Genomic DNA, 23762 nt, shown 5'->3' with positions numbered 1-23762 from the left:
TGTTCGTGTGCAACTCTCACTAATGACTGAGGACGGACGCTTACTTACTCATTTACAATTGTTTTGAAGCTCAATAAAGTGTTTTATTTTACTTTATAGCGGCTCCGTCTGCAATGGCAGACTAGTCATTTGCAGCCGGTTAGTTACTAATTGTTGGTTATTAGCTACGATTTTAATTTCGATACTCTAGTAGATTAACCGGAATCAGAAGCCAACAAAGTGATTAACCTAATACCACCATTGGAGGACAACAAAGTTAAGGTGATGAATCTCAAGCGGGTAATCTATAAAGTTAATATCACCAACCCGATTTACTTTATAAGTCAAGCCCAATAAGGGCTAGAAAGATTATCCGCCTGTGAAGCAAAAGCTGTTAGCCTTGCGAAACCTAATTAAAACAAGGCTAAATTTTGTTTGATTTAAATTAAACCAAAGATTCGGTAGCATCGAAATCTTTTTAGAAATATGTTCTGGTTGCCAATGGTAAGCAACTCCTGTAGTTGTGATGATAACCTGAAACCAAGATATCAGCACCAAATCTGAGTGGAAGTTTATATCTGAAAATATCCTAAATATATCTTAAAGTCAGTAAACTTCACTAAGTTTGTTGAGATAATAGCAATGCTCAGCAAGTTTTGGGTGATACACGAGATGCCCCAGTTAATCAAAGCTGGAGCTGAAATGTCCGAAAATATCAGATTATCTAATTAAATAGTTTGACAAGAGATTAATGTTATGCATCAACCTATATTTGACAGCGAAAATAAAAACCGATGGAACAGACGCTGAAAATTCTGGTTGTAGACGGGGATGAAGCAGAACGCGTGGCAGTACATTGTGCCCTGGTACAATCAGGTGTACATATGGAAGTATCTGAAGCAAGTAACGGTATTGATGCGATATCAACTCTCAGAAATACCAATTACGACTGCGTTTTTCTCAACTATCACTTACCAGACCAAAATGCCCTGACAATAATCCAAAAGTTACGTTTTTGGGAAATTCAAGTTCCGATAGTGGTTCTAACAACTATACCAGATGAAGAAATTGTTGTTGAATTGCTCAAAGCTGGTGCTACTGACTATCTTTCTAAATCTACAGCATCCTCAGAGATATTGTTACGAGTTGTCCGGAACGCTATTCGAGTTTATCGGGCTGAAAAGCAGGTAGAACTGACAAACCAGCAACTCAGAGAAAGTCATGAACAATTAATTCGTAAGCATCAAGAACTGGAGAAACAACGGCAACAAATCCAATTACAGAACTTGAAGCTATTAGAGGCATCACGGTTTAAGTCCCAGTTTTTAGCAACCATGTCTCACGAATTAAGAACTCCAATGAATGCAATTATTGGATTTTCTCAAATTTTATTGCGTCCCAAGTTTGGGCAACTCACCCATCAACAAACAGATATGGTGGAGCGAATATTTAACAATGGTAAGCATTTACTGATGCTGCTAAATGAAGTTCTTGATTTTTCTAAACTGGAGACAGGACGATTAGATTTAAAAGCAGAAATATTTGATATTTCAAAGGTAATAAATACTACTGTAGCTGAAATGCGTTCTTTAGCTGAAGCAAAAAAGCTATCTTTGTTAGTACAAATAGATTTACAAAATACTTTGGTATTTAATGACCCAGTGCGTGTTAAGCAAATTTTAGTCAACCTCCTCTCCAATGCGATTAAGTTTACAGAATCAGGAGAGGTTTGGGTTGAAATCAAGGAACTACCGGCAAATCGAGTAGCAATTACTGTTCGAGATACAGGTATTGGTATAGCTCCTAGAGATTTTACACATATTTTTGAAGCATTTCGACAAGTCGATCAAAGCATCACTCGTAAATACCCTGGCACAGGATTAGGTTTAGCAATTGTAGATTCGCTAGTACGAATGATGAACGGCAAAATTTTCCTTGAAAGTCAGCTAGGGGTCGGCTCACTATTTAGAATTGAATTGCCGCGCCAAGTAACATCACCAAATGTAGGTATTGATCATCCCAGTTTAAACTTGAATGGGGAAGAAATTTTTTGTGCTGCTCAGAATCCTCATCTCTCAACTTTGCAATCAGGTAAATCTTTAAAGAAATATCCTAATTACAAAACATAAATTAATTTTAAAAAACAGGATCAAAGTTAAATAAGTTAAATAGTCATGTCTGTTGTAGAAAATCCTAAAATTAACCGTATCCTCGCCGTTGATGATACTCGAGATAACCTCATTCTAGTGCAAACGATTTTAGAAAGTGAGGGCTATGAGATTGACTTAGTTTCAGATGGTGTTAGCGCTTTGCGGCAAATTGAACAATCTCCGCCGGATCTAATTTTGCTAGATGTGATGATGCCGGGGATGGATGGTTATGAAGTTACACGGCGAATTCGTGGTAACCCTGCTCTTTCCTACATTCCCATTCTGCTGATTACTGCGTTTCATGAATCTAGCGTTGTGGAAGGTTTAGATGCTGGTGCTGATGATTTTATTCGTAAACCCTTTGATACTGATGAACTATTAGCAAGAGTGCGATCGCTTTTACGCCTCAAGCACAGTCTTGACGAACAGCGAAAGATGGCACGTCAACGAGAAGATTTTGTTTCTCGTCTTACTCATGACTTGCGAACCCCCTTGGTAGCTGCCGATCGCATGTTGTACCTATTTGAACAAGAAACCTTTTGCAAGATTTCGCCAGAAATGAAACAAGCAGTTGCTGTCATGATCCGCAGCAATCAAAATTTGATGCAAATGGTCAATACTCTGCTAGAAGTTTATCGTTTTGAGGCTGGTAAAAAAACTTTAAACTACGAGAGTTGCAATTTACCAGAGATCGCCCAAGAAGTAGTCAGCGAACTATCTCCGTTGGCAATTGAGAAGAATTTAAGCCTCAAAATAGACATTCATCAGTTAGATTCAGGCACAATTATGGGTGATCAGCTGGAATTACGACGAGTGCTAAACAACCTCATTGGTAATGCGATCAAATTTACAGATACCGGAGGGATCACAATCCGCATTTCTGAGACATCGACTAATCCTAATTATCAAGATTGGGTCACAATTGAAGTAGAAGACACAGGATATGGAATTGCACTTGAAGATCAAGCAAGAATTTTCGAGCGATTTCGCCAAGGTAGAAACAAGCGTTCAGGCAGTGGTTTAGGACTTCATCTATCGAGTCGAATTATTCAAGCGCATGGTGGAACCATTCAGGTTGAATCTGAACATGGCAAAGGTAGCGTATTTACTGTAAAACTCCCTAAAGAAGGATAGTTTTTATGTAGTTCCTTCTGGGTAGCCATTGCGGTCTTGTGGTTTCCCCCAAACGTTACAAGTGGCATGGAAACCCCTAAGACCAGACTGTCTCAAACGACTAGCTCAACTTTACGCTTTGTCCTTTGTAAACACAAATGAATGATGACAAATGACAGTCTTAATCACAGAATGTGCAACTTGCACGTACATTAACTTATCTGCCAATCCTGACATAGCTCAAAAGCTGAAAGGGGATTGAGTTTCCCAGGAAGCATACGGTGAATCATTGTTTCTAAGTCTTCAATCATATAAGGTTTGCTGATGTAATCATTAAATCCTGCCTTCAGCAGCAAATCTCTATCTTCTCTACCTGCTAAAGCTGTAACTGCAACCACTGGAATTTCGCAAGTTAAAGGTTCTCGCTTTAAATGACCTACAACATCAATACCACTCAGACCTGGTAATAAAATATCCAACATAATTAAGTCTGGCTGATACTCTTTAGCAACCAGTAACGTTGCAGAACTGTCTGTTTGACAAATAAATCTACAACCAAGTGACTCAAGGGCATAACTAATCAGCAGTAGACTGTCGTCATGATCTTCCACTGCTAAAATCAAAGGCTGTTGAGAGCTTCGCTTTTTTTCATCATTCATGAATGAATGTGTCAAATACATCTCTTCTCCAGAAGATTTTATTGCAATTTATCGCTTTTACTGATAAACAACGAAAGGCTTCCCGTAAGCAATCCCACCACGCTCATTTAGAATTGGCTCGTTTTTTGCACCTGTTTTAATCAATAATCTTTTACATCTAAAAAGCGTTGGTCTAAAAAAGCCCCTGGCTGATAGGCTCAGCAGATACCCTTTGATTATACGCAAAACTACAGAATATTTTATCAAGGTGTTCATAATAACTTCATATAGAAAAATCAAATAATTGGTTTTCAGACTATTGCTAAAATTATTTGCCTTTTTAGCAGTTAAGCATCTAATGCTATCAGTATTCTATGATGTAGTATGTTATATTACTTACTACTGATCGCGTAATCAATAAATTTTTAACATAGTATTGAGAAATTATTTCGACGTTATTAAACGCGCTTTTTCGCTCAATATAACTATATAGATATGCTCACCCTTGATACAAAAAGTATTATCTTTGGGAATCGCCTCACAAAATCTATAATCCCAAACAGTTAAACAAGCTTCTCTCCACAGACAATTAGCTCATGTTGACATTTATGTAGTATTTATGTAGCATATAAGTGTAATCAAACTATTGTTAGCAAATAAAAGATTGGCGATCGCAAGTTCATTTTTAGAGCTTGTGCCCAATTAAGCTGACAAAAAATATTTATTTATATCAGCAGATATCAACTTATAAAATAACCGGAATAATGAGCGAACACCGTTTAAATGAAATTGTCATAGAACGTCCTCGTGGTGGTAGAAGGTTAAGTCTTAAGAGTGTAACAGGTAATAAAAAAGCTCTAGAAAAAATCACCTATGAAGCTAGTACAGACGGACTTCTATGTCCTTATTTATTAAAGCCTAGAAGAAAAACTAAATATTTCTCTGACCATTTAGGGCCACTATATCGCTGGCTACGTTCTCAAGTTGGAAAACCTTGGAATAACGTTTACAGCGAACTATCCTATCGTCTTAATGCAACGACTCTCTCCGGACAACATATCCTCTCTCATGTATGGGATTTTGTAGAATTAAATGTAGTATTAATTGATGGTATTCCCTATAGAAAAGACAATCATAAACATCGACTTGGTGAATTTAATTGGCGATGGAGAAAGCAACTTTACGTTCATCCTGAGCAAATGATTCTTTGCCAAATTGAAAAAATCCCAAATCAACCAGAAATCAAGCGTAATAATTTAGTTATTTTAGACCCATATCATCAGTATCATCTATTGAATGATATCTGGTACTTAATTACATTGGCAGACTTTCCAGCAACACAGTTAGCTTTTGATGTTCTACTCAAAGCCGTAATTAACTATGAAACTGCTCGACAGCAATACGGCAGAAAAATCTACGCTATTAGTAAACGACAGTGTAATAAGAAAGAAATCAAATTTATTATGCAGTGTCTGATGAAAAATAATGAATGATGAAATTGTGGGTACTATAACTACAGAAAATAGTTATTAGGAGTAGTTTTTTGGGTTTTTAAGAGTTTCTCGAACTGACGCACTCTACATTAGACCTGCCTTAAAAATAGGGAGTAGGGAAGAAATATTTTTATAGTTCCTTGTGAACGCAGTTCATGGAGTCTCTTGCAAAAGTTCAATTTTTAGTTTTCTTCTTTGCGCCTTTGTGCCTTTGCGTGAGCTTTTCACAGTGTTATTCAACAACATTAAAGTATTTATGCAAGAAGTCTATTAAGCTAAAAAACATCTAAATTACATAATCAAATTAAATAAAACTCTTGTGGGGTGGGCATCTTGCCCGCCCTAATTATGCAAGTTATATGTGGAACAGCTTATATAAATCCTTATTATCAAAGGAGATAAATAAACAATGAGTATTTTTAAAGTTGAAGTAGTCAAAATTAATAGTGTTAATCCTCACCCCAATGCTGATAGGTTAGATATTGCCTCTTTTGAGGGGATGGCGTATCAAGTAATCACAGCTAAAAGTAGCTTTAAACCGGGAGATTTAGCTTTTTACTTTCCAATTGATAGCGTGATTTCAGAGGATTTTTTAGATAAATTTGGTATTCATAACTACTACTCTAAAAAACTACGTGCTGCCAAACTGCGAGGAATTTTTTCTGAAGGTTTGCTCATTCCTGTAAATGATGACTTTACAGGTCAAATTGGGGATGATTATACCGATTATTTTGGTGTCACAAAATATGAATATCCAATCCCTCAAGGCATGAGTGGAGAAATGGAAAGTCATATTGGACATTACAAATTTCCCAGTCCAGAAAACCTCAAGCGATACAAAGATATTTTGATAGCAGGTGAAGAAATTGTGATCACAGAAAAGTTGCATGGAACTAACTTCACCGTTTTAGTAGACGCTGACGGCAATACAAAAATTGGTAGCCACAATTACTTTTGGAAAAACAGCCCCACGAACCAAAATTTGGTGTATGTTCGTGCATATAACGAAAATAATGCCTTACATAAACTCCCAGCAAATACTCAGGTTTTTGGGGAGATATACGGCGTGCAAGATATTAAATACGGCTTGAAAGGTGGCAAAATTGGGATTGCAATATTTGCTGTACGTCGTGGTAATCAGTTCCTCAATTACAGTGATTTTGTAGCGTTTTGCGAGGAATTTGCTTTACCGAGAGTGCCTGTACTTTATATTGGTGCTTATAGTTGGGAATCAGTATCTCAGTTTAATAATGCTGATAGTGTACTTAGTGCCAACTGCATCATGGAAGGTGTTGTTGTACAACCTTTAATTGAAAGAACGCATCCAGAAACAGGTAGAGTAGTGTTGAAATTGATTAGCGATCGCTATTTACTTCGTCAAGATGGAACTGAACTTCATTAGTTAAAAAGACGCGCCATGGCGCGTCTTTACATCATATATAATATAGTGCGTCTTTACTATTCAGACACTTTGTTAGCAGCTCTATTAGCACGAGCCTCAGCCGAAGCCATTACTTCGTCCATGTTTTCTAACACTTCACCGGGGAAATTTTCTAAAACCCTAGTAGAAAGAGCTACTCGACCTTTACCTTCATCCAAATCTAGAATTACAGCTTTAATTGGCTGTCCAATTTGAAACACTTTTTCTAGTGACTCAATAAACTTTTGGCTGACTTGTTTGATGTGAAGTAAGGCGCTAATACCATCTAAATCTACAAACACACCAAAAGGTTTGATACCAGTGATTTTACCTTCCACCAATTGACCTAGTTCTAACTGATTGAAATTGCTAGAACGAGTTGCCAAGCGCTGAGAAAGTATGAGTTTGTTGGTGTTGCGGTTTACTTCCAAAAAGCCAGCAGTGAGAGTTTGGCCTTTAAGTGCTTCCAAATTATCACGCTCGCTTAAATGCGAGCGCGGAATAAACCCCCGCAAAGATTGAAAATCTACAGTTACACCACCTTTATTGACACCCGTAACTCGCACTTGTACAGTCTGGGAATTTTCCTGCATCTGCGCTAATTTTTCCCAAATGTGCTGAATTTCTAGCTGTCGGCGAGAAAGAGTAACTTGACCTTCTGCATCCTGCTCGCGGATAATCAGAAATTCAAGTTCCTCCTGTAATGGCAAAACCTCCGATAAATCGGTCACTGCTCTCAAAGAAACCTCATCACGAGGAAGAAAAGCCGACGACTTACCACCAATATCAACATAGGCTCCATCATGGTCAAGTTGAAACACTTTGCCATGTACAACCTGTCCCTTTTGAAACTGGTAGTCGTGTTTTTCTAATGCTTTAGCAAAATCGTCCATCGTAAATGACGAATTGGCTGTTTGAGAACGTTTCGATTCGGAATTCATGACTTTTGAAGATAAATTGTTATTTGAACTGATAGCATCAGTTGTCATTTGTCATTTGTCACTGGTTCTTACTAATAACAAATGACAAACAAAGACCCCAGTCTCAGCTCAGTTGACCAAAGAGTTGTTTGACCTGCTCCCAAGCATCGGCTGCCGCTTTAGGATTATAGCTGGCACGATGGTTACAAAAAAATCCGTGATCAGCTCCATCGTAGCGAAACACACGATGCGGAATTTTGTATTTTTCTAACTCTGCTGCAATTTCATTGACTTGTTCTAGAGGAATACTGGCATCTTCTGTACCAAAGAAGCTATAGAGTGTGCCTTTTATTTCTGGTGTTCGCGTCACACTAGGAGCGCCACCTCCTGGCGTCCGGGTGGTAATGCCGGCACCATAGAAGGAAGCAGTAGCTTTGATGTCTGGTAGAGTAGCAGCAAGATATGCTACATGACCACCAAAACAAAAACCAATACAGCCAAAACCATCTTTTTTGACATCGGGCAGGGTTTTAAGATAATCTATGGCTGCTTGAATATCATTTAACAACTCTGATGCTTGAGTTTGCATGGCATAACTTCTACCAGTTTCGATATCTTGCGGGGTATAGCCAGTTTCAAAACCAGGAGCTTGACGTTGAAAGAGTGCAGGTGCGATCGCTACATACCCTTCCTTGGCAATTTTTTCGGTAACTTCCCGAATATGGGCATTAACACCAAAAATCTCTTGCAAAACCACCACTGCTGGATAAGTACCTGGTTGTTTTGGGTGTGCCAAGTAAGCAGCTATATGAATATTATCTTGCAAAAGTTTAATCGTTGTAGTGTCGATCGCTTGCTCTGTCATAATAATTGTTACCAGCCCTGTGTGATTATTTGTTATAACTATGCCAGTGTCTACGGGCTATTTTCAATCAAATTATCGATTACTCAAGGCGATCGCATGAGAAATTTCTCTGAGATAAATTTCTTGCAGGAATAACATATTTAACATGTTCCGTGGGTTTAAGTCCCCCGGTTCTATAGTTGGCAAGTTTTGTGTAGGGGTCTGTCTTACAAAGTTGAGGCAGTGTGATCTTGGGGGTTTCCCCCATGAACAACTGCCATCAGATCGGAGGAAACCCCCTGGTGACTTTGCGCTAAATCCCCATTACAAAACTTAATTACGAATTACGAATTATTTAACATGTGTAGACGTAGCTGGTAAGCAACCACTACCAGTAGACAGGAGATTTGGTGATGCTTCAATTCCGTATTCAGCCAGACAGTGAAATCCCCGCATCAACCCAATTATTTAATCAAATTCGGTTTGCGATCGCTTCCCGGCAATATCCCCCAGCATACAAATTACCAAGCACACGCGCGTTGGCGATGCAGACCGGGTTACACCGTAATACCATCAGCAAAGTCTATCGCCAACTAGAAGAAGACGGTTTAGTCGAAAGCCTAGCTGGTTCCGGGATTTATGTCCGCGCTCAAGGTCATGAGGGTGGTAGCAGGCTGCAATCAGCAATTCTCAACCAAAATCCCGAAGCATATAAAGTTGTCCAGCAGGCACTTGATGAACTCCTCGCTCAAGGCTGCTCGCTCAATCAAGCGCGGGAGATATTTCTCTCGGAAGTTGACTGGCGCTTGCGTTGTAGTGCCCGCGTACTAGTAGCAGTTCCGTCTCAAGACCTCGGTGCAGGCGAATTAATGGTGTATGAATTAGAACAATATTTAAAAATACCAGTCCAGTTGGTATCAATGGAAGAATTAGCAGCGGTGCTAGATAAAACTACCTCTGCCACCGTAGTTACAAGTAGATATTTTATCGGCAATGTAGAAGCGATCGCTGCTCCGAAAGCTGTACGCGTCATCCCTCTTGACATCTACGACTACAGCAAAGAAATTAACCTGCTCAAAAACCTGCCAAAAGATAATTGTGTCGGTATAGTTAGCCTCAGTTCTGGGATTGGTCGCCAAGCAGAAGTCATCCTCCACGGCTTGCGAGGAGACGAACTATTAGTGATGACTTGCCAACCCAAAGATAATTATAAACTGCTAGCAATGGTCAAGCGAGCCGAAGTGATTATCAGCGATCAAGCCAGTTTTGCAATGCTACAAGCAGCAGTACATGCTGCCGCTGACGATATTATTCGTCCACCCAAGCTGATTAAAGTCGAAAATTACATCGGTACTAACTCCATCAACCTACTCAAACGAGAACTAGGTTTAATTTAATTATCCCAAAGATAGAAGAGACAGAAGCAAGATGGGAAGACAAGAGCTTAGGGAAATACACCTAATCACCTGATAAAACCTCCGCGTGACTCTGCGTTGAAAAAATCAAACCGCCTGTGGTTTAAGAGTAGGAACCTGCAAAAACTCTCGCACTCGCTGCACATAACTGACAGCATCTTCCAACATCGGAAAATGCGCCGTCTTCGGAATCATCGCAAATTCAACCTTGTCGTTTAGCGCTGCTGCTTGACGTCCCATCTCGGCGGGGATAATTTTGTCATACTCTCCCGCCACCAGCAGAGTCGGCACCGTTAACTTAGCAAATTCTTCAGGCATCAATTCAGCTTGAGCCTTACACACAGAAGTAAAAATCGTACCTAGCGCTGCATCATAATCTGCTTCTAAAAAATCTTGTAAAAACGCCTGTCGTTCGGAATTTGGTATCGAGCGATGCAGAAATCTCGCCATAAACATGCGATCAGCCAACGGGATTTTGCTTAACCATTTGGGACGATATTTAACTACATAGCCACCAAATTTATGAAATGCCGCAAAAGCTTTTTCGTCGTATTCAAAAATCCCACTACAAGTTAAAATCCCGCGTTCTACTCGCTGGGGATAGCGGTTGAAAAATAATGTAGCGATAGAAGCCCCCATCGAGTGAGCATTAATATAAACGCGTTGGAGATGTAACCCATCAAGCAAAGCTAACAAATCCTCAGCGTATTCCTCTAACTCATAAGTCAACTCTTTAATTGCTTCAGATTTCTCTTGTGGTGTCTCGGACTCAACCACAGACTCGCTAGCTTGGACTATGGTTGGCCGACCGTGGGAACGCCCAAATCCTCGCAAATCGTAGAGTAAACAATCAAAATCTTCTACCAAAGCATTAGCTGTGCTTCTCCAATATCTAGCCGAACCGGCCCAACCATGGATAAAAACCATCACTGGCTTTACCAAAGTGCCAGATGTTTTTTTCATCCACTCGTAATAATGTTCAACACCACGAACATCAATGTAAGGCATTTGTGACTTGTCCTCTGTTACAAAGTTCTGATTGAAGGTTTCCTCCGATCAGAACTTTGTGCTTTGTCCTTTATCCTTTGTCATTAGTCATTTTTTCTTACTAATGACTAATGACCATTATGCTGATTCTGGCTTCGGTAATGAAGATGGATGCACCAACAACTCAGCAGTGGATCGTTTCTCGACCATCTCCTTTGTTACTGTGCAGCGGGTTACATCCTTACGGGATGGTAACTCGTACATGACATCTAACATGAGTTCTTCTACAATACCACGCAACGCTCTCGCGCCAGTTTTGCGACGGTAAGCTTCTTGAGCGATCGCTTTTAGGGCCTCTTGTTTGAAGTCTAACTGCACATTATCCATCTTCAGCAGTTTTTGGTACTGCTTGACTAAGGCGCTACGTGGTTGAGTGAGAATAGCCATTAATGCCTCTTCATCCAGCGGTTCTACTACCGCCACCATTGGCACTCGTCCGATAAATTCTGGAATCATCCCAAATTTCACTAAATCATCTGGTTCTAGATAACGGAGAGTGTCAGCAGCTCGCTTTTCTTTTGTTTGGCCTTCTCCTGGTTGCACAAAGCCGATTGACTTTTTACCAACTCTCTGATCCACAACCTTTTCTAAGCCAACAAAGGCACCGCCACAGACGAACAAGATGTTGCTGGTATCAATTTGGATGCAGTCTTGATAGGGATGCTTACGCCCTCCTTGGGGTGGTACATTAGCGATCGTCCCTTCTAGCATTTTCAGCAAAGCTTGCTGCACACCTTCACCAGAGACATCGCGTGTAATTGAGGGGTTCTCACTCTTGCGGGCAATCTTGTCAATTTCATCGATGTAGATGATTCCTCGTTGCGCTTCTTCTACATCTAAATCTGCTACTTGCAGGAGTCGCAGTAAGATATTTTCCACATCTTCCCCGACATAACCGGCTTCCGTCAGCGTCGTAGCATCAGCAACAGCAAAGGGTACATCGAGAATCTTCGCTAGAGTTTGCGCTAGCAGAGTTTTGCCGCAGCCAGTTGGGCCAATTAACAAAATGTTAGACTTTTGCAGTTCTACTGCATCATCAACTCCGGCTTTACCGTTACTCTTAGACTGAATGATTGCGAGCCGCTTGTAATGGTTATAAACCGCTACTGAAAGCACTTTTTTGGCTTCGTCTTGTCCAATGACGTGTTCGTCTAGGTATTTTTTAATCTCTCGCGGCTTGGGTATCTGATTGAAGGAGAGATTAGCAGAACGAGAACGGCGTTTTTGAGGTGGTTCTGACCTTGGTGCTGGTTGCGACGCCGCGCCATTCGTGTCCAGTAACTCCTCATCTAGTATCTCATTACACAAGTCCACGCACTCGTCGCAGATATAGACTCCCGGCCCTGCGATCAACTTACGCACCTGCTCTTGAGACTTACCACAAAATGAACATTTTAAATGGGAGTCGTACTTAGACATACCAGCCTCTTATTTCAGAATGGTGACGTTTTCCCCTGCTGTGGGAAGATTTTGCCTGGAAATAACTTGATCGATCAAACCGTAGTTTTTCGCTTCTTCTGCCGACATGAATAAATCACGCTCAGTGTCGGCTTCAATTCTTTCTAAAGGCTGACCTGTGTGGTGGGCCATCAACTGATTCAACTTCGCCTTAATATAAAGAATTTCCCTGGCTTGAATTTCTATGTCAATGGCTTGACCTTGAGCGCCACCAAGAGGTTGGTGAATCATGATCCGGGAGTCGGGTAGAGACATGCGTTTACCCGCAGCTCCTGCCGTTAATAGAAATGCTCCCATGCTCGCGGCTAGTCCAAAACAGATGGTAACAACATCGGGACGAATTTGCTGTATTGTATCATAGATTGCCATCCCTGCGTAGACCGAACCACCAGGAGAATTAATGTACAATTGAATGTCCTTTTCTGAGTCTTCAGAATCTAAGAATAACAACTGAGCCACAATTGAGTTGGCGATCGCATCATCTATTGGTGTACCCAAAAAGATAATTCGTTCTCGCAAAAGACGGGAGTAAATATCAAAAGCTCTTTCTCCCATACCTGATTGTTCTACCACCATCGGCACGATGTTGCTAGGGCTGCTCAACTGGGAGTGAATGTTGATTCGACTCAAACTGCTGATTGGGTAATTTCCCGAATGCGATACAAGCATACAACAACATTTGATAACTACTAGGACAGGGTGCAAGCAGCGTCAGTAAAACCATCATTGTGGGCGGAGGCTGCCTTTTTAATGGATGGGATTTTTGTTTGAGCTACGTGTTAACCATTATGCCTCATATAAATTGCTCTCGTTTAATACAGTATCAAGCCGAGACGGGAATCGGTACCTTCGTTTGTTGAAGATTTTTTAATTCTTTTGTCTTTTTTAGACTAAGTTTTCACCTGAAAGTCTTCAGAGTGATTATTTCCCTCTTTTTCAGCTTACCCATTTCTCTAAAGAAAAGGCCGTGAGGGGATAAGAGTGTAAAGCCGAGATTTTCCTCTATATCCCCATACTCTAGCAAGTTCAATCAATAGTCACGCTGATCAGGACTAGTTGATTGCTGGCTATGGGACTTTTCATGCTCATTCTGTGGGTGCTGCGGTTTCAGTGCTTGTTTGGTCTGTTTCGGGTGTAGCAGCTACAGCATCTAATTCTGTCACCTCATCTGCTGTTTCTGTTTCTGCTTCTGTTTCTGTGGTACTTAAGGAACCTTCGGGTACAAGTTCCACTGATGAGTGTTCTAGCAACCAATCGATGATTTTTTCGGTTAAGAGTTCATTTTCCACCGCTGAGCGCAGTCTTTCTTCATCAATATCTTGCTCTGAATATTGCTGTAAAAGTTCTGTCACTTTAGCTTGAATTTCTTGTGGTGTCACTTCGATGGATTCGCGTTTACCTACTTCCCGCAAGGACAAAGAGCGTTTTAGACGTTCAATTGCCTCTGTACGCGATCGCTCGCGCAATTGCGGAATAATATCTTGGGTAAACAATTTTCTGATGTCTAGTCCTTGTTGAGAAAGCCGCATTGCTGTTTGCGTGAGCATTGCATCTACTTCTTGCTCAATTAAGGTCGTAGGTAAGTCAATCTCTACGTGCTTCAGCAGTTCTGTTAACAAGGCTTCGTGCTGATTCGTTTTGGTCTTATCTTGAGCTTCTTTTTGATATCGTTCTTCTAAAGAAGTTCGCAATTCCTCCAAAGTCTCAAAATCGCTGACTTCTTGAGCAAAGTCGTCATTAAACTCTGGTAATTCTTTTTCCTTTAATTCTTTGACTGTCACCGTGAATAGAGCCGCTTTTCCAGCTAATTCTTCGCTAGCATATGGATCAGGAAACTGAGCTGCTATTTCTTTGGTTTCTCCAGGATTCATACCCACTATGCCAGAGACAAAACCGGGAATAAACTTATCTTCTTGTAACTCTATTTGAAAATCCGTCGCTTCTCCACCTGGAATTGGTTCTGGTTCGGTTGTTTCGTCTTCTCCCTCAGCTTTTACCAGTACTCCTTTAAAATCGACTACGGCAACATCACCGATTTGAGCTGCACGTCCTTCGACAGGAATTAGTGTTGCTAGTTCTTGACGTTCCTTTTCTAGAACTTCTTCTACCTTGGATACCTCATACTTGATTTCCTCAGCTTGAGCTTGCAAACCAGTGTACTGTACTAAATTTACTTCTGGCTCCACATCCACCGCCGCAGAAAAAGTTAAAGGTTTTCCTGGTTCATAATTATTAATCAAATCTTCAAACGAAGAACGCAATTGTGGTTGACCAATTGCGGCGATGGCTTCCTGTTTTACTGCCTGCTCAATACCATCTTGGATAAGTTCTTCGAGTGCTGTAGCCTTAACTCGCGTAATTCCTAGCCGCTGTAGCAATATCTGCCGAGGCACTTTGCCTTTACGAAACCCAGGAATATTAGCACTACTGGCTAGGTTTCTAATAACTTGTTCGTAAGTTTGCTTGGTAATTTCGGGTGTAATCTCTATTTCCAACCCGATTTGGCTGGCGGGAAGTTTTTCCTGGGTAACTTTCATGCTTTGTCTCTGTTTTCTGGTATTTTAAACTCCGAGTACACACAAGACGCAATTTTTCGCGTTTATAGCTTGATGTCTCTTACAGGTATAGGAGATGACCACAAGATATCATCAAATCCTAAACATAGAAGGAGATAGATGGTCGTCTTTAGGCAGAGATCCAGTTTACTGCCAATGACAAAGAACTTGACACTTTAGTTCAATAACAATTAGTAATCAGTCCTGGTTATCTTTAAGGAGTATTCTCAATGCAGAGTCATGAGTAAGAATCCGACTCAGCACTGTTTGATTGAGACTCATTGATTGAGCATAATCTGGCTCAGACCATGATATTCTGGTTTCAACCAGCAGTTCTGACTAATTAACGGTTGCACTATCGGATTATAGTTACCTTGTGAACAGACGCGTAGCTGCTGGCTGCACAGCTTGCACTCTCGCTGTTTTGAGTCCAATCTAACTGGATCATAGTACATTCATTGCCTTGATCATCCATATTACAGGCAAGATAAGTGCCTGCTAACTTGATATGTCGCAAGCTTGGAGAGCGCTGGGGTGCAGATATCATCATAATTTATGCCAAATGGCGGTTTGTTGTATACTAAAACAACACATAGTTTATTTTGATTAAAAAATTGAGCATTAATTATTGTAAATTGCAACATTACTTAACTTAAAAATAGCCAAACTATATAAAGAGATAAAATAAATAGAAAAATTAAGAATATCCCAAGTTAAATTAATGACCAGTCTTGCTATTTAAATATGCGTAAATTGTAAATTGTTTCAAAATGCACATAGCCTCTTAAAGGAGGAAATTAGTTTGTCAAAATCCTATCGTGTAGCTATTTTGGGGGCAACTGGTGCTGTAGGCACAGAGTTGCTAGAGTTACTGGAGCGTCGCAATTTTCCAGTTGGTGATTTGCAGTTGTTGGCATCAGAACGGAGTGCGGGGCGATCGCTGCCTTTTAAAGGAAAAAATATATTAGTAGAGCCAGTGAGCGATCAGGCCTTTGAAGGTGTAGATATAGTGTTAGCCAGTGCAGGTGGTTCCATATCCAAAACTTGGGCAGCAGTAGCCATAGAAAAAGGCGCAGTAGTAATTGACAATTCCAGCGCCTTTCGGATGAACCCAGATGTACCCCTAGTAGTGCCAGAGGTGAATCCCCTAGCCGCAGCCAACCACAAAGGACTTATTGCCAACCCCAACTGCACAACAATATTAATGGCTCTCGCGGTGTGGCCCTTACATCAAGTGAAACCAGTACAGCGCATTGTCGCCTCAACCTACCAATCTGCTAGCGGTGCCGGGGCAAAAGCAATGGTAGAAGTCAAAACCCAAACTAGTGCTATATTACAAGGACAACCACCAGTAGCCGAGGTGTTGCCCTATCCGTTGGCGTTTAATTTATTCCCACATAACTCTCCATTAAACGATTTGGGGTACTGTGAAGAAGAAATGAAAATGGTCAACGAAACCAGAAAAATTTTTGGTACGCAGCAGATAAGAATAACTGCTACATGTGTACGGGTTCCCGTACTTCGCGCCCATTCAGAAGCAATTAATCTAGAATTTGAAACACCTTTTAATCCAGATGAAGCAAGAGAAATTTTAAGTCGTGCCCCCGGAGTAAAATTAGTAGAAGATTGGCAAATGAACTATTTTCCCATGCCAATTGAAGCAACTGGTAAAGATGAGGTTTTAGTGGGTAGAATTCGTCAAGATATTTCTCATCCATGCGGTTTGGAACTATGGTTGTGTGGCGACCAAATCCGTAAAGGTGCAGCATTAAACGCAATCCAAATTGCTGAATTATTGGTAGAAAAAAGTTTACTTAAATCGGCTCAAGTAGTTATTAGTCATTAGTTCAGAAATCATTGGCAACCGACAACGAACAAATGACAAAACAAAACAAGCAATTTGGAAATAGGCTATTACAATAGGAATCCACCAGATATTAAAGATCAAGAGGGAAATTAGGAGTGAAAAAAGGGTGGGAGATTTTGGCAGTGTTTTAACCGCTATGATTACGCCGTTTAAAGCAGACGGTAGTGTTAACTACGATGTCGCAGCAAAACTGGCAGCACATTTAGCTGATAACGGAACAGATACATTGGTGGTATGCGGCACAACAGGAGAATCTCCTACGCTGAGTTGGGAGGAGGAATATCAATTATTTGTTGAGGTGTTGCGCTCAGTAGCAGGAAAAGCTAAAGTAATCGCGGGATGTGGTTCCAATTCCACAAAAGAAGCGATCGCTGCAACCCAAAAAGCAGCTAAGATAGGAGTACATGGTTCCTTACAAGTTGTTCCATATTACAACAAACCGCCGCAAGCGGGATTGGCAGCGCACTTTCAGGCAATAGCACAAGCCTGTCCCGACCTTCCAATGTTGTTATATAACGTCCCCGGTCGTACCGGACAAAACCTCCAGCCAGAAACAGTTGCCCGGTTAGCTGAGGTTAGCAACATTGTTGGCATCAAAGAATCCACTGGTAATATAGACCAAGCTAGCGAAATTCGCCGCTTGACACCCAAACAATTCCAGATATACTCTGGTGATGACTACATGACTTTGCCCTTGTTAGCAATCGGGGCAAAAGGTGTAGTGAGTGTGGCTTCTCATCTGGTAGGCAACCAACTACAGCAGATGATTCAAGCTTTTAGTGCGGGTAAAATTCAAGTTGCTACGGAAATACATTTGAAACTCTTCCCGTTATTTAAAGCTTTATTTATCACGACAAACCCCATACCACTTAAGGTAGCGCTGAAACTTCAGGGTTGGGAAGTAGGTTCAACTCGTCCGCCGCTTTGTGATGCTGAGGATGGAGTCACTCAAAAGCTAGAGGCAGTTCTCAAAGAACTGAGTTTAACCTAAGCACCAAATTAATTGAGCGCTGGCAACAGGCTAGTTTCTAAAGATAGATATAAAAAATGGGCATAATTGTTACCAGATTGCCATTGAAATACCTGCTTTTAAACTGATAAATGTACTATGAATCCTTGATGTAAAGTCAATTTTATTGCACAAACAATTGAACATTTGAATTAAAACTTGGCTGCTTTCAAACTGATTTAACAAACAGCTAGTGTTTTTTATTACTACAAGATCGCTAACTATCAACCGATTAACTTAAAACAACAATCTCAGGAGAAAATGGCTAAAAACGAAGCTAACTCCGCCCTGAAAATTATTCCATTGGGCGGTTTACACGAAATTGGTAAAAATACATGTGTTTTTGAGTATGATGACGAAATCATCTTACTAGATGCAGGCTTGGCCTTTCCGACAGAGGCGATGCACGGAGTAAATATTGTATTACCAGATACAACTTATCTACGAGAAAATCGCCACAAAATTAAAGGTATGATCGTTACCCACGGTCATGAAGATCATATCGGTGGGATTGCTTTTCACCTCAAGCAATTTGAAATCCCTGTGATGTTTGGCCCAAGACTAGCAATGGCAATGCTAGAAGGGAAACTTGAAGAAGCAGGAGTGCGCGATCGCACAGAACTAAAAACAGTCCGACCGCGTGATATGGTCAGGATTGGTAAAAACTTTTTAGTAGAATATATTCGCAACACTCACTCAATTGCTGATAGTTTTACTGTAGCTATTCATACTCCTATAGGTGTTGTTATTCACACTGGAGATTTTAAATTTGACCACACTCCAGTAGATGGTGAGAACTTTGACATCCAAAGGTTAGCCGAACACGGTGAAAAAGGTGTGCTTTGCTTGTTGAGTGACTCGACTAACTCCGAAGTCCCAGGATTTACACCCTCAGAGCGTTCAGTTTACCCTAATCTTGACCGAGTATTTAGCCAAGCCACTGGGCGATTATTCGTTACTACCTTCGCTTCTAGCGTGCATCGGATCAACATGATTTTACAGTTGGCGCGAAAGCACAACCGGGTAGTGACAGTTGTCGGTCGTTCCATGTTGAACTTGATTGCTCATGCTCGCAATCTCGGTTACATCAAATGTGAAGATAACCTGCTCCAACCATTGCATGTCGTCCGCAGTCTTCCTGATGAAGGTGTGCTGATTTTGACTACAGGGTCGCAAGGCGAACCAATGTCAGCAATGACTCGCATCGCCAACAAAGAACACCCTCACATTAAAATTCGTCAAGGAGACACGGTTGTCTTCTCTGCTAACCCGATTCCCGGCAACACGATCGCAGTCGTCAACACCATTGATAAACTGATGATTCAGGGTGCAAAAGTCGTCTACGGTCGGGAAAAAGGAATTCACGTCTCTGGTCACGGTTGTCAGGAAGACCAAAAACTGATGATTGCCTTAACTCGTCCTAAGTTCTTCTTACCGGTTCATGGTGAACATCGGATGCTGGTGAAGCACGCGGAAACGGCTCAGAGTATGGGTGTCCCCGCTGAGAATATGGTAATTATTCAGAATGGCGATGTGATTGAATTAACAGAAGACGCCATTCGGGTAACTGATAAAGTTCAATCTGGAATCGAACTAGTAGATACTTCTAGTTCTGGCATGGTCAGCGCTAAAGTACTGCAAGAACGGCAACGTATGGCAGAGGAAGGTATTGTCACAATTGCCGCCGCCATCGATTGGAGTGGTAAATTGATGGCCAAACCAGAAATTCATCTGCGTGGTGTCGTCACAAGTATAGAGCGATCGCTGCTACAAAAGTGGGTACAACAGCGGATTGAAGAAATATTAGGCGTGCGTTGGTCGGAGTTTGCTTCTTTAGATGGTGAGCAATCTGAGGTAGACTGGGGTGGATTGCAAGAGACTTTAGAGCGAGAGTTAGCGCGTTCTATTCGTCGTGAGTTGCAATGTCAACCATCTCTGACTTTGTTGATGCAAATTCCTGAAGAACCGCCTGTAAAAGTTGCTGATGGCAGAAGACGACGGACTCGTACCGCTGCACAGGTTGCATCGTAGGAAAGGAAAAATTTCGCGCCAAGACGCAAAGACGCAGAGTTTGTCTTTGCGTTTTTGCATGGAGGTAGATGTTAATCAAGGCTAGTTGCTGCTTGCTGAGTATTTTACCCAATTAACGTATCGTACTCGTTATGTGTTCCAATCCAAATCCAGTAGAAATCTTCTCCCTTTTTTAGGGCTAATGTCCTATATTCGATACTGATGCGAACAGACCATAAATTATTACCAACTTTTTTAAAATGTAGAGAGGGATGAAATTGATTTTTCATCCACAGGCGATAGGCTTTTTTTGCTTGTTCTTTCACTTCAGGCGGAAGTGCAGCATATGAACGCCAGAATTCAGAGGTTGTCAAGGACTTCATCAAGCGCCTTAACGCGGTTTGCATCTATATCAGCTTCAGCTAGCTGAATTAATTTATCCAAATGACCAGATTTAGCATCTGCTGCTATTCGCTTGTCCCAAGCATCATTTAAGTACCCTTGTAGCCAATCTGCAAGCTGACGTGCTTCTAATTCTGAAAGTTGGACGATCGCAGCTTCGATTTCTGAAAGAGATGTCATAGAGTTATTCCACACTAGAATCATGTGATTTACTCGACTCTTTTCTCATGATGCCATATCTATCCCTTTTCACTGAATCCAAAGATAAGCCAGAACGAGAGTACACAGCGTTAGTGGCACGCCAAAGCGCAGATGTTCCCAAAAAGTGACCTTGTAACCTAAATCAGCAGCAGCCTCTACAACTATTAAGTTGGTATATGTAATTAATTATAAGTACTTATACTTAACAAAACTATTTTTAGATTTCTCTTATATTAATTTTCGTAAATGTTACAATGGAACCTACCCAAAGATAGATGTCTTTATTAGAATTTAACTTGGGTCAAGATATGAACAAGATAGGTATAACTACACTACCGATCCCCAGGAAATTGCGATTAACTTGACGTAGTAATAAATAGGTTCCGATTTAGGTAGCTACCTAAATATCATATTGCATTTGAGTCAGGAGAAGATTCTTCCGGGAAAAGAAGTTTCCATGTTGTATATGTTCACCGTAAAGGTGAATACCCTCAATAATACAGAGGACTAATCATGAAGGTATTCGATAATACCGCAAAAAAAATTTTTCTGGCCAGCTGGGTTTCTATTAATCAATCAGAGACTAGTGAAGTTAATTTAAACCAGCGAAACCACTCTGCGTCCAAATCCTACTGGAATATTCTCCAACCCTTACGCCAGCGAGTAGATAGCATTCAAGTTCGCGATCGCCACTTAGCTCATCGCTTATGCAAACTGATTCCGTCTCAGTGTCCCTTTGAGCGTGATGTCAAATTATTTGGGAAAACCATATTTCACATTCCGCCAATGTGCAAGCTCAACCCTCTTTATGAAGAAGTAGTTGGCTTACGCTTTCGAGCCATGTGTTATCTAGCTGATGAGTGTGGTGAGGACATCTCACACTACTGTTGATACTTGGTCAAGTCGCTACCCTGCAATTCGTAATTCGTAATTATTACCCATTCATAAATTAAGCGCAAAGTCTGAGCGCAGGCTTGCGGCGTTAGCGTAGCGTAAAGCCTTCTCCTAACAAAGACGCCAAGGGCGAACGGCATAGATTCGCTTAGAGCGAGTCTTCTCCCGTTGCGAGACGCACTCGCTCTCGAGCGCCTGCCTTCGCCAACGTCAAGGGCGAACAGAACTTTGCAACTGAGGGCTTGAAACCAGAAATTACGAATTACGAATTACGCGCTTCGCAGCGGTAGCAACGTAGGAGCGTCATTACGAATTATTCGGTTGATTATTGACTGCTAATTTCGACTTCTTCTGTCCTGCCATTTTTGAATGGCATCTTGAGCATCTTCATAAGCGGCTGTCACTTCTGGTACCAAAGTTGCAGTGGCGATCGCTGCTTGGAAATTACCTTCGTTAGCGCGATTCTTGGCTAAATCCAGAATTCTTTCACTCCATTTATTAATCGATTTCTGGGCAGTATCATAGCCTGGTTGATTTGGCGGTACTTTTTTAGCAACTTCGATCGCCCGATTATAGCTAGATGCCTGCCCAGGTTTTATCAAGGCGTTAGCTGCATCTAGCAAAGTTTTATTGCTGACATATTGCTTAGCTTCTAACCGCCATTGGTTAATTGCTGCTTGTGCCTTGGCATAGGATGGTTCATCTTTGCTGATTAACTGTGCGGCAGCGATCGCATAAGCATATTGTCTCTGCTGAGCGCGACCTTCAGCTAAATCTAAAATCATCCGGCTCCAAATCTTGATATTTTCCTGAGCCTGTTCGTAGAGTGGTTCACCAGGCTGAATTTTTTTTGCTGTGGCGATCGCTAATCTCAGATCACTAGCCTGAGTTTGTCTCAATGACATCTTCGCTAAATCTAACACCGCTTGATTGCGCTTTTGAAATTGAGGATTACTAGGTATGCGCTTATTAGATTGATTTCTTGGTTGACGAGGTGGAGTGTCTTCAACAGATCGGCTATTGGGTAAATTTCTTACCACATCAGGATCGCTAGTCGCATTATTAGGCGATGTTCTCAAGTTATCGTTAATTCTAAAACTGGCTTGATTGCGAAGAAACACTACTGTCATTAAACCCACCACTATCATAGTGCCGCCACCCCACAAAATAAACTGTTGCCACAATGGGGTATTTAGTTGATTTGATGGCGCTCGAGAAACATAAGCTTGAGGAGAAGAAGGGAGATATCTTCCCTTGGGACTCGACTCCGAGGAAGTTTCCTGTGGTGGATTGTTATCTGGTTCAGAACTTGACTCTAAAACAACTTCTTGATTTGGAGGATTTTTAATCTCTGTTGATAAATTTTGAGCTTTCGTCTCTGGTGAAGATTGGCTAATAGTAGTTTCTACAGCTCGCACTGCTGAATTGTTGGGGGGATTGTCATCCAGAGAAGGAGCTGCACGCACAATGGCAAAAGATTCTTCTGGATAAATAATTGGCTCTGGCTCAAAGTCGTTTTCTTCTGCCAATCGCGGCAAGATTGCTTGCTGCTGTGAAGGGATGATAATGGCAGGGTTTTGAACAGGACGCCAGTGATGCTGACATAACTTTGGCATTAGCTGGCTCAGGTAGCTTTCTAGATCTGCCAAACTGCTACCATGATCAGAGCGCAAAGCTTCTAACAATGCTGCTGTAAAAAATCCGTGGCCTAGCTCGCCACTTTCATGAGAAAATTGCTCTGGTTGGCAAGAGAGAATGGTCGCTAATTGTAGTTCTTGGGCTAGTTCGATTGTTTCTTCGCCAACAGGAGCATCCGCTTGAGTGCCAAAAGCCCGGTTGATATCGAGTAGTAGCAAAACATTTAGATTAGCAAGTTGCAAACTTTGCAAAAGCGATCGCATTTCTATGCCAGTCTCAGCTACAAGTTCGGGGTTTCCCTCCATCGGCATCAAATAATCTTTTCCCTTGTAATTGACACCATAACCACTAAAGAAAAACCACAGATGGTCTTGTGGTTGCCAACGTTTTGCTGTCAACTCCTCTAGCCACAGCAAAATATTTTCTCTAGTTGGATAAGTAGATCTATCCCCAATTGGCGGCGCAGTATCCGTCATCAGCAGACAATTTTCGGGTACAAAACCTGCCTCTGTCACCAAAAAATTCTTTAGCGCTTCAGCATCGGCTTGGGCCCAACTTAAAGGCTGAAATAACTGATATTGATTGATGCCGATCGCGATCGCCCAGTAGTTTACCATCCCGCTCTTTGTCGGTTATTGTTTGCTTGCTTAAAATTGCGGTTGGCTTTGTTAAAAAAACAAAGCTAACCTGTGTCTTGTAGTCTTGGTGA

At 41.3% G+C, this 23762-nt stretch carries 20 protein-coding genes and 1 pseudogene; 9 read left to right on the top strand and 12 right to left on the bottom strand.

The window, feature by feature from the left end; translation table 11 throughout:
* Positions 1-348 precede the first annotated feature (348 nt).
* Positions 349-534 carry a hypothetical protein gene (locus AC5JMF_RS27020; RefSeq protein WP_495798791.1) on the bottom strand — a complete coding sequence of 62 codons (186 nt, stop codon included), beginning with the start codon at positions 532-534 and terminating at the stop codon, positions 349-351.
* A 239-nt stretch (positions 535-773) separates the two neighbouring features.
* Between AC5JMF_RS27020 and AC5JMF_RS27015 the strand changes: the two genes are divergently transcribed.
* Together AC5JMF_RS27015 and AC5JMF_RS27010 are read left to right on the top strand one after the other, a co-directional pair.
* On the top strand, positions 774-2108 hold the full coding sequence (locus AC5JMF_RS27015; protein ID WP_495798790.1) for an ATP-binding response regulator: 1335 nt from the start codon (positions 774-776) through the stop codon (positions 2106-2108).
* Positions 2109-2153: 45 nt separating this feature from the next.
* Positions 2154-3263, top strand: coding sequence for a sensor histidine kinase (locus tag AC5JMF_RS27010; RefSeq protein ID WP_495798789.1), 1110 nt, complete (start codon positions 2154-2156; stop codon positions 3261-3263).
* 191 nt (positions 3264-3454) lie between these two features.
* Here the strand turns inward: AC5JMF_RS27010 and AC5JMF_RS27005 are convergent, their stop codons facing one another.
* Positions 3455-3922, bottom strand: coding sequence for a response regulator (locus AC5JMF_RS27005; RefSeq protein WP_495798788.1), 468 nt, complete (start codon positions 3920-3922; stop codon positions 3455-3457).
* 722 nt (positions 3923-4644) lie between these two features.
* On the opposite strand from AC5JMF_RS27005, the gene AC5JMF_RS27000 reads away from it, so the two are divergent.
* The gene (locus AC5JMF_RS27000; protein ID WP_495798787.1) at positions 4645-5373 is read left to right on the top strand and encodes a hypothetical protein; all 729 of its coding nucleotides are present in this window, start codon (positions 4645-4647) and stop codon (positions 5371-5373) included.
* 409 nt (positions 5374-5782) lie between these two features.
* Complete coding sequence (locus tag AC5JMF_RS26995; RefSeq protein WP_495798786.1) at positions 5783-6775, top strand: RNA ligase family protein; 993 nt, start codon at positions 5783-5785, stop codon at positions 6773-6775.
* 56 nt (positions 6776-6831) lie between these two features.
* On the opposite strand, the gene AC5JMF_RS26990 is transcribed toward AC5JMF_RS26995, so the two are convergent.
* Both AC5JMF_RS26990 and AC5JMF_RS26985 read right to left on the bottom strand, forming a co-directional pair.
* Positions 6832-7734, bottom strand: a complete 903-nt coding sequence (locus AC5JMF_RS26990; RefSeq protein WP_495798827.1) for a S1 RNA-binding domain-containing protein — start codon at positions 7732-7734, stop codon at positions 6832-6834.
* A gap of 103 nt (positions 7735-7837) precedes the next feature.
* A complete protein-coding gene (locus AC5JMF_RS26985) occupies positions 7838-8578 on the bottom strand; it encodes a dienelactone hydrolase family protein (protein ID WP_495798785.1) in 741 nt (246 codons plus the stop codon).
* A 392-nt stretch (positions 8579-8970) separates the two neighbouring features.
* Between AC5JMF_RS26985 and AC5JMF_RS26980 the strand changes: the two genes are divergently transcribed.
* Positions 8971-9954 (top strand): GntR family transcriptional regulator, encoded by a 984-nt coding sequence (locus AC5JMF_RS26980; protein WP_495798784.1) that lies wholly within the window; start codon positions 8971-8973, stop codon positions 9952-9954.
* A gap of 105 nt (positions 9955-10059) precedes the next feature.
* On the opposite strand, the gene AC5JMF_RS26975 is transcribed toward AC5JMF_RS26980, so the two are convergent.
* The 4 genes from AC5JMF_RS26975 to tig all read right to left on the bottom strand — a co-directional run bounded on the left by AC5JMF_RS26975 (position 10060) and on the right by tig (position 15014).
* Positions 10060-10980 (bottom strand): alpha/beta fold hydrolase, encoded by a 921-nt coding sequence (locus tag AC5JMF_RS26975; protein WP_495798783.1) that lies wholly within the window; start codon positions 10978-10980, stop codon positions 10060-10062.
* 117 nt (positions 10981-11097) lie between these two features.
* Positions 11098-12438 carry an ATP-dependent protease ATP-binding subunit ClpX gene (clpX, locus tag AC5JMF_RS26970; RefSeq protein WP_495798782.1) on the bottom strand — a complete coding sequence of 447 codons (1341 nt, stop codon included), beginning with the start codon at positions 12436-12438 and terminating at the stop codon, positions 11098-11100.
* A 9-nt stretch (positions 12439-12447) separates the two neighbouring features.
* The gene (gene clpP / locus AC5JMF_RS26965) at positions 12448-13146 is read right to left on the bottom strand and encodes an ATP-dependent Clp endopeptidase proteolytic subunit ClpP (protein ID WP_495798781.1); all 699 of its coding nucleotides are present in this window, start codon (positions 13144-13146) and stop codon (positions 12448-12450) included.
* A 416-nt stretch (positions 13147-13562) separates the two neighbouring features.
* Positions 13563-15014: a trigger factor gene (gene tig / locus AC5JMF_RS26960; RefSeq protein WP_495798780.1), complete on the bottom strand. Its 1452-nt coding sequence runs from the start codon at positions 15012-15014 to the stop codon at positions 13563-13565.
* A gap of 820 nt (positions 15015-15834) precedes the next feature.
* Here tig and AC5JMF_RS26955 point away from each other — a divergent pair.
* The 3 genes from AC5JMF_RS26955 (at position 15835) to AC5JMF_RS26945 (ending at position 19939) form a co-directional block, all read left to right on the top strand.
* On the top strand, positions 15835-16878 hold the full coding sequence (locus AC5JMF_RS26955) for an aspartate-semialdehyde dehydrogenase (RefSeq protein WP_495798779.1): 1044 nt from the start codon (positions 15835-15837) through the stop codon (positions 16876-16878).
* Positions 16879-17005: 127 nt separating this feature from the next.
* Entirely contained in the window at positions 17006-17890 is an 885-nt protein-coding gene (gene dapA / locus AC5JMF_RS26950; protein WP_495798778.1) for a 4-hydroxy-tetrahydrodipicolinate synthase, read from the top strand.
* 279 nt (positions 17891-18169) lie between these two features.
* Positions 18170-19939, top strand: coding sequence for a ribonuclease J (locus AC5JMF_RS26945; protein ID WP_495798777.1), 1770 nt, complete (start codon positions 18170-18172; stop codon positions 19937-19939).
* A gap of 104 nt (positions 19940-20043) precedes the next feature.
* Here AC5JMF_RS26945 and AC5JMF_RS26940 read toward each other — a convergent pair whose 3' ends face one another.
* The 3 genes and pseudogenes from AC5JMF_RS26940 to AC5JMF_RS26930 form a co-directional block, all read right to left on the bottom strand.
* Positions 20044-20301, bottom strand: coding sequence for a ParE family toxin-like protein (locus AC5JMF_RS26940; protein ID WP_495798826.1), 258 nt, complete (start codon positions 20299-20301; stop codon positions 20044-20046).
* Positions 20279-20500 (bottom strand): hypothetical protein, encoded by a 222-nt coding sequence (locus AC5JMF_RS26935; protein ID WP_495798776.1) that lies wholly within the window; start codon positions 20498-20500, stop codon positions 20279-20281. Before AC5JMF_RS26935 ends, AC5JMF_RS26940 begins: the two co-directional genes overlap by 23 nt.
* Before the next feature lie 69 nt (positions 20501-20569).
* Positions 20570-20692, bottom strand: a pseudogene (locus AC5JMF_RS26930) (anion transporter); the annotation flags it as partial.
* 342 nt (positions 20693-21034) lie between these two features.
* Here AC5JMF_RS26930 and AC5JMF_RS26925 point away from each other — a divergent pair.
* The gene (locus tag AC5JMF_RS26925; RefSeq protein ID WP_495798775.1) at positions 21035-21412 is read left to right on the top strand and encodes a Mo-dependent nitrogenase C-terminal domain-containing protein; all 378 of its coding nucleotides are present in this window, start codon (positions 21035-21037) and stop codon (positions 21410-21412) included.
* Positions 21413-21750: 338 nt separating this feature from the next.
* On the opposite strand, the gene AC5JMF_RS26920 is transcribed toward AC5JMF_RS26925, so the two are convergent.
* A complete protein-coding gene (locus tag AC5JMF_RS26920; RefSeq protein WP_495798774.1) occupies positions 21751-23670 on the bottom strand; it encodes a caspase family protein in 1920 nt (639 codons plus the stop codon).
* Positions 23671-23762 lie beyond the last annotated feature (92 nt).

Source organism: Desmonostoc vinosum, assembly GCF_059505385.1.
This window is presented reverse-complemented; position numbering and strand designations above follow the sequence as displayed.

What these genes read in the sequence shown, in the direction of transcription:
- AC5JMF_RS27010 (WP_495798789.1), top strand. Translation starts at nt 2,154, where the DNA reads ATGTCTGTTGTAGAAAATCCTAAAATTAACCGTATCCTCGCCGTTGAT.
- AC5JMF_RS26985 (WP_495798785.1), bottom strand. Translation starts at nt 8,578, where the DNA reads ATGACAGAGCAAGCGATCGACACTACAACGATTAAACTTTTGCAAGAT.
- AC5JMF_RS27005 (WP_495798788.1), bottom strand. Translation starts at nt 3,922, where the DNA reads ATGTATTTGACACATTCATTCATGAATGATGAAAAAAAGCGAAGCTCT.
- AC5JMF_RS27015 (WP_495798790.1), top strand. Translation starts at nt 774, where the DNA reads ATGGAACAGACGCTGAAAATTCTGGTTGTAGACGGGGATGAAGCAGAA.
- AC5JMF_RS26995 (WP_495798786.1), top strand. Translation starts at nt 5,783, where the DNA reads ATGAGTATTTTTAAAGTTGAAGTAGTCAAAATTAATAGTGTTAATCCT.
- clpX (WP_495798782.1), bottom strand. Translation starts at nt 12,438, where the DNA reads ATGTCTAAGTACGACTCCCATTTAAAATGTTCATTTTGTGGTAAGTCT.
- AC5JMF_RS27000 (WP_495798787.1), top strand. Translation starts at nt 4,645, where the DNA reads ATGAGCGAACACCGTTTAAATGAAATTGTCATAGAACGTCCTCGTGGT.
- AC5JMF_RS26940 (WP_495798826.1), bottom strand. Translation starts at nt 20,301, where the DNA reads ATGAAGTCCTTGACAACCTCTGAATTCTGGCGTTCATATGCTGCACTT.
- AC5JMF_RS26990 (WP_495798827.1), bottom strand. Translation starts at nt 7,734, where the DNA reads ATGAATTCCGAATCGAAACGTTCTCAAACAGCCAATTCGTCATTTACG.
- AC5JMF_RS26935 (WP_495798776.1), bottom strand. Translation starts at nt 20,500, where the DNA reads ATGACATCTCTTTCAGAAATCGAAGCTGCGATCGTCCAACTTTCAGAA.
- AC5JMF_RS26920 (WP_495798774.1), bottom strand. Translation starts at nt 23,670, where the DNA reads ATGGTAAACTACTGGGCGATCGCGATCGGCATCAATCAATATCAGTTA.
- tig (WP_495798780.1), bottom strand. Translation starts at nt 15,014, where the DNA reads ATGAAAGTTACCCAGGAAAAACTTCCCGCCAGCCAAATCGGGTTGGAA.
- AC5JMF_RS26980 (WP_495798784.1), top strand. Translation starts at nt 8,971, where the DNA reads ATGCTTCAATTCCGTATTCAGCCAGACAGTGAAATCCCCGCATCAACC.
- clpP (WP_495798781.1), bottom strand. Translation starts at nt 13,146, where the DNA reads ATGCTTGTATCGCATTCGGGAAATTACCCAATCAGCAGTTTGAGTCGA.
- AC5JMF_RS26975 (WP_495798783.1), bottom strand. Translation starts at nt 10,980, where the DNA reads ATGCCTTACATTGATGTTCGTGGTGTTGAACATTATTACGAGTGGATG.
- AC5JMF_RS26925 (WP_495798775.1), top strand. Translation starts at nt 21,035, where the DNA reads ATGAAGGTATTCGATAATACCGCAAAAAAAATTTTTCTGGCCAGCTGG.
- AC5JMF_RS26945 (WP_495798777.1), top strand. Translation starts at nt 18,170, where the DNA reads ATGGCTAAAAACGAAGCTAACTCCGCCCTGAAAATTATTCCATTGGGC.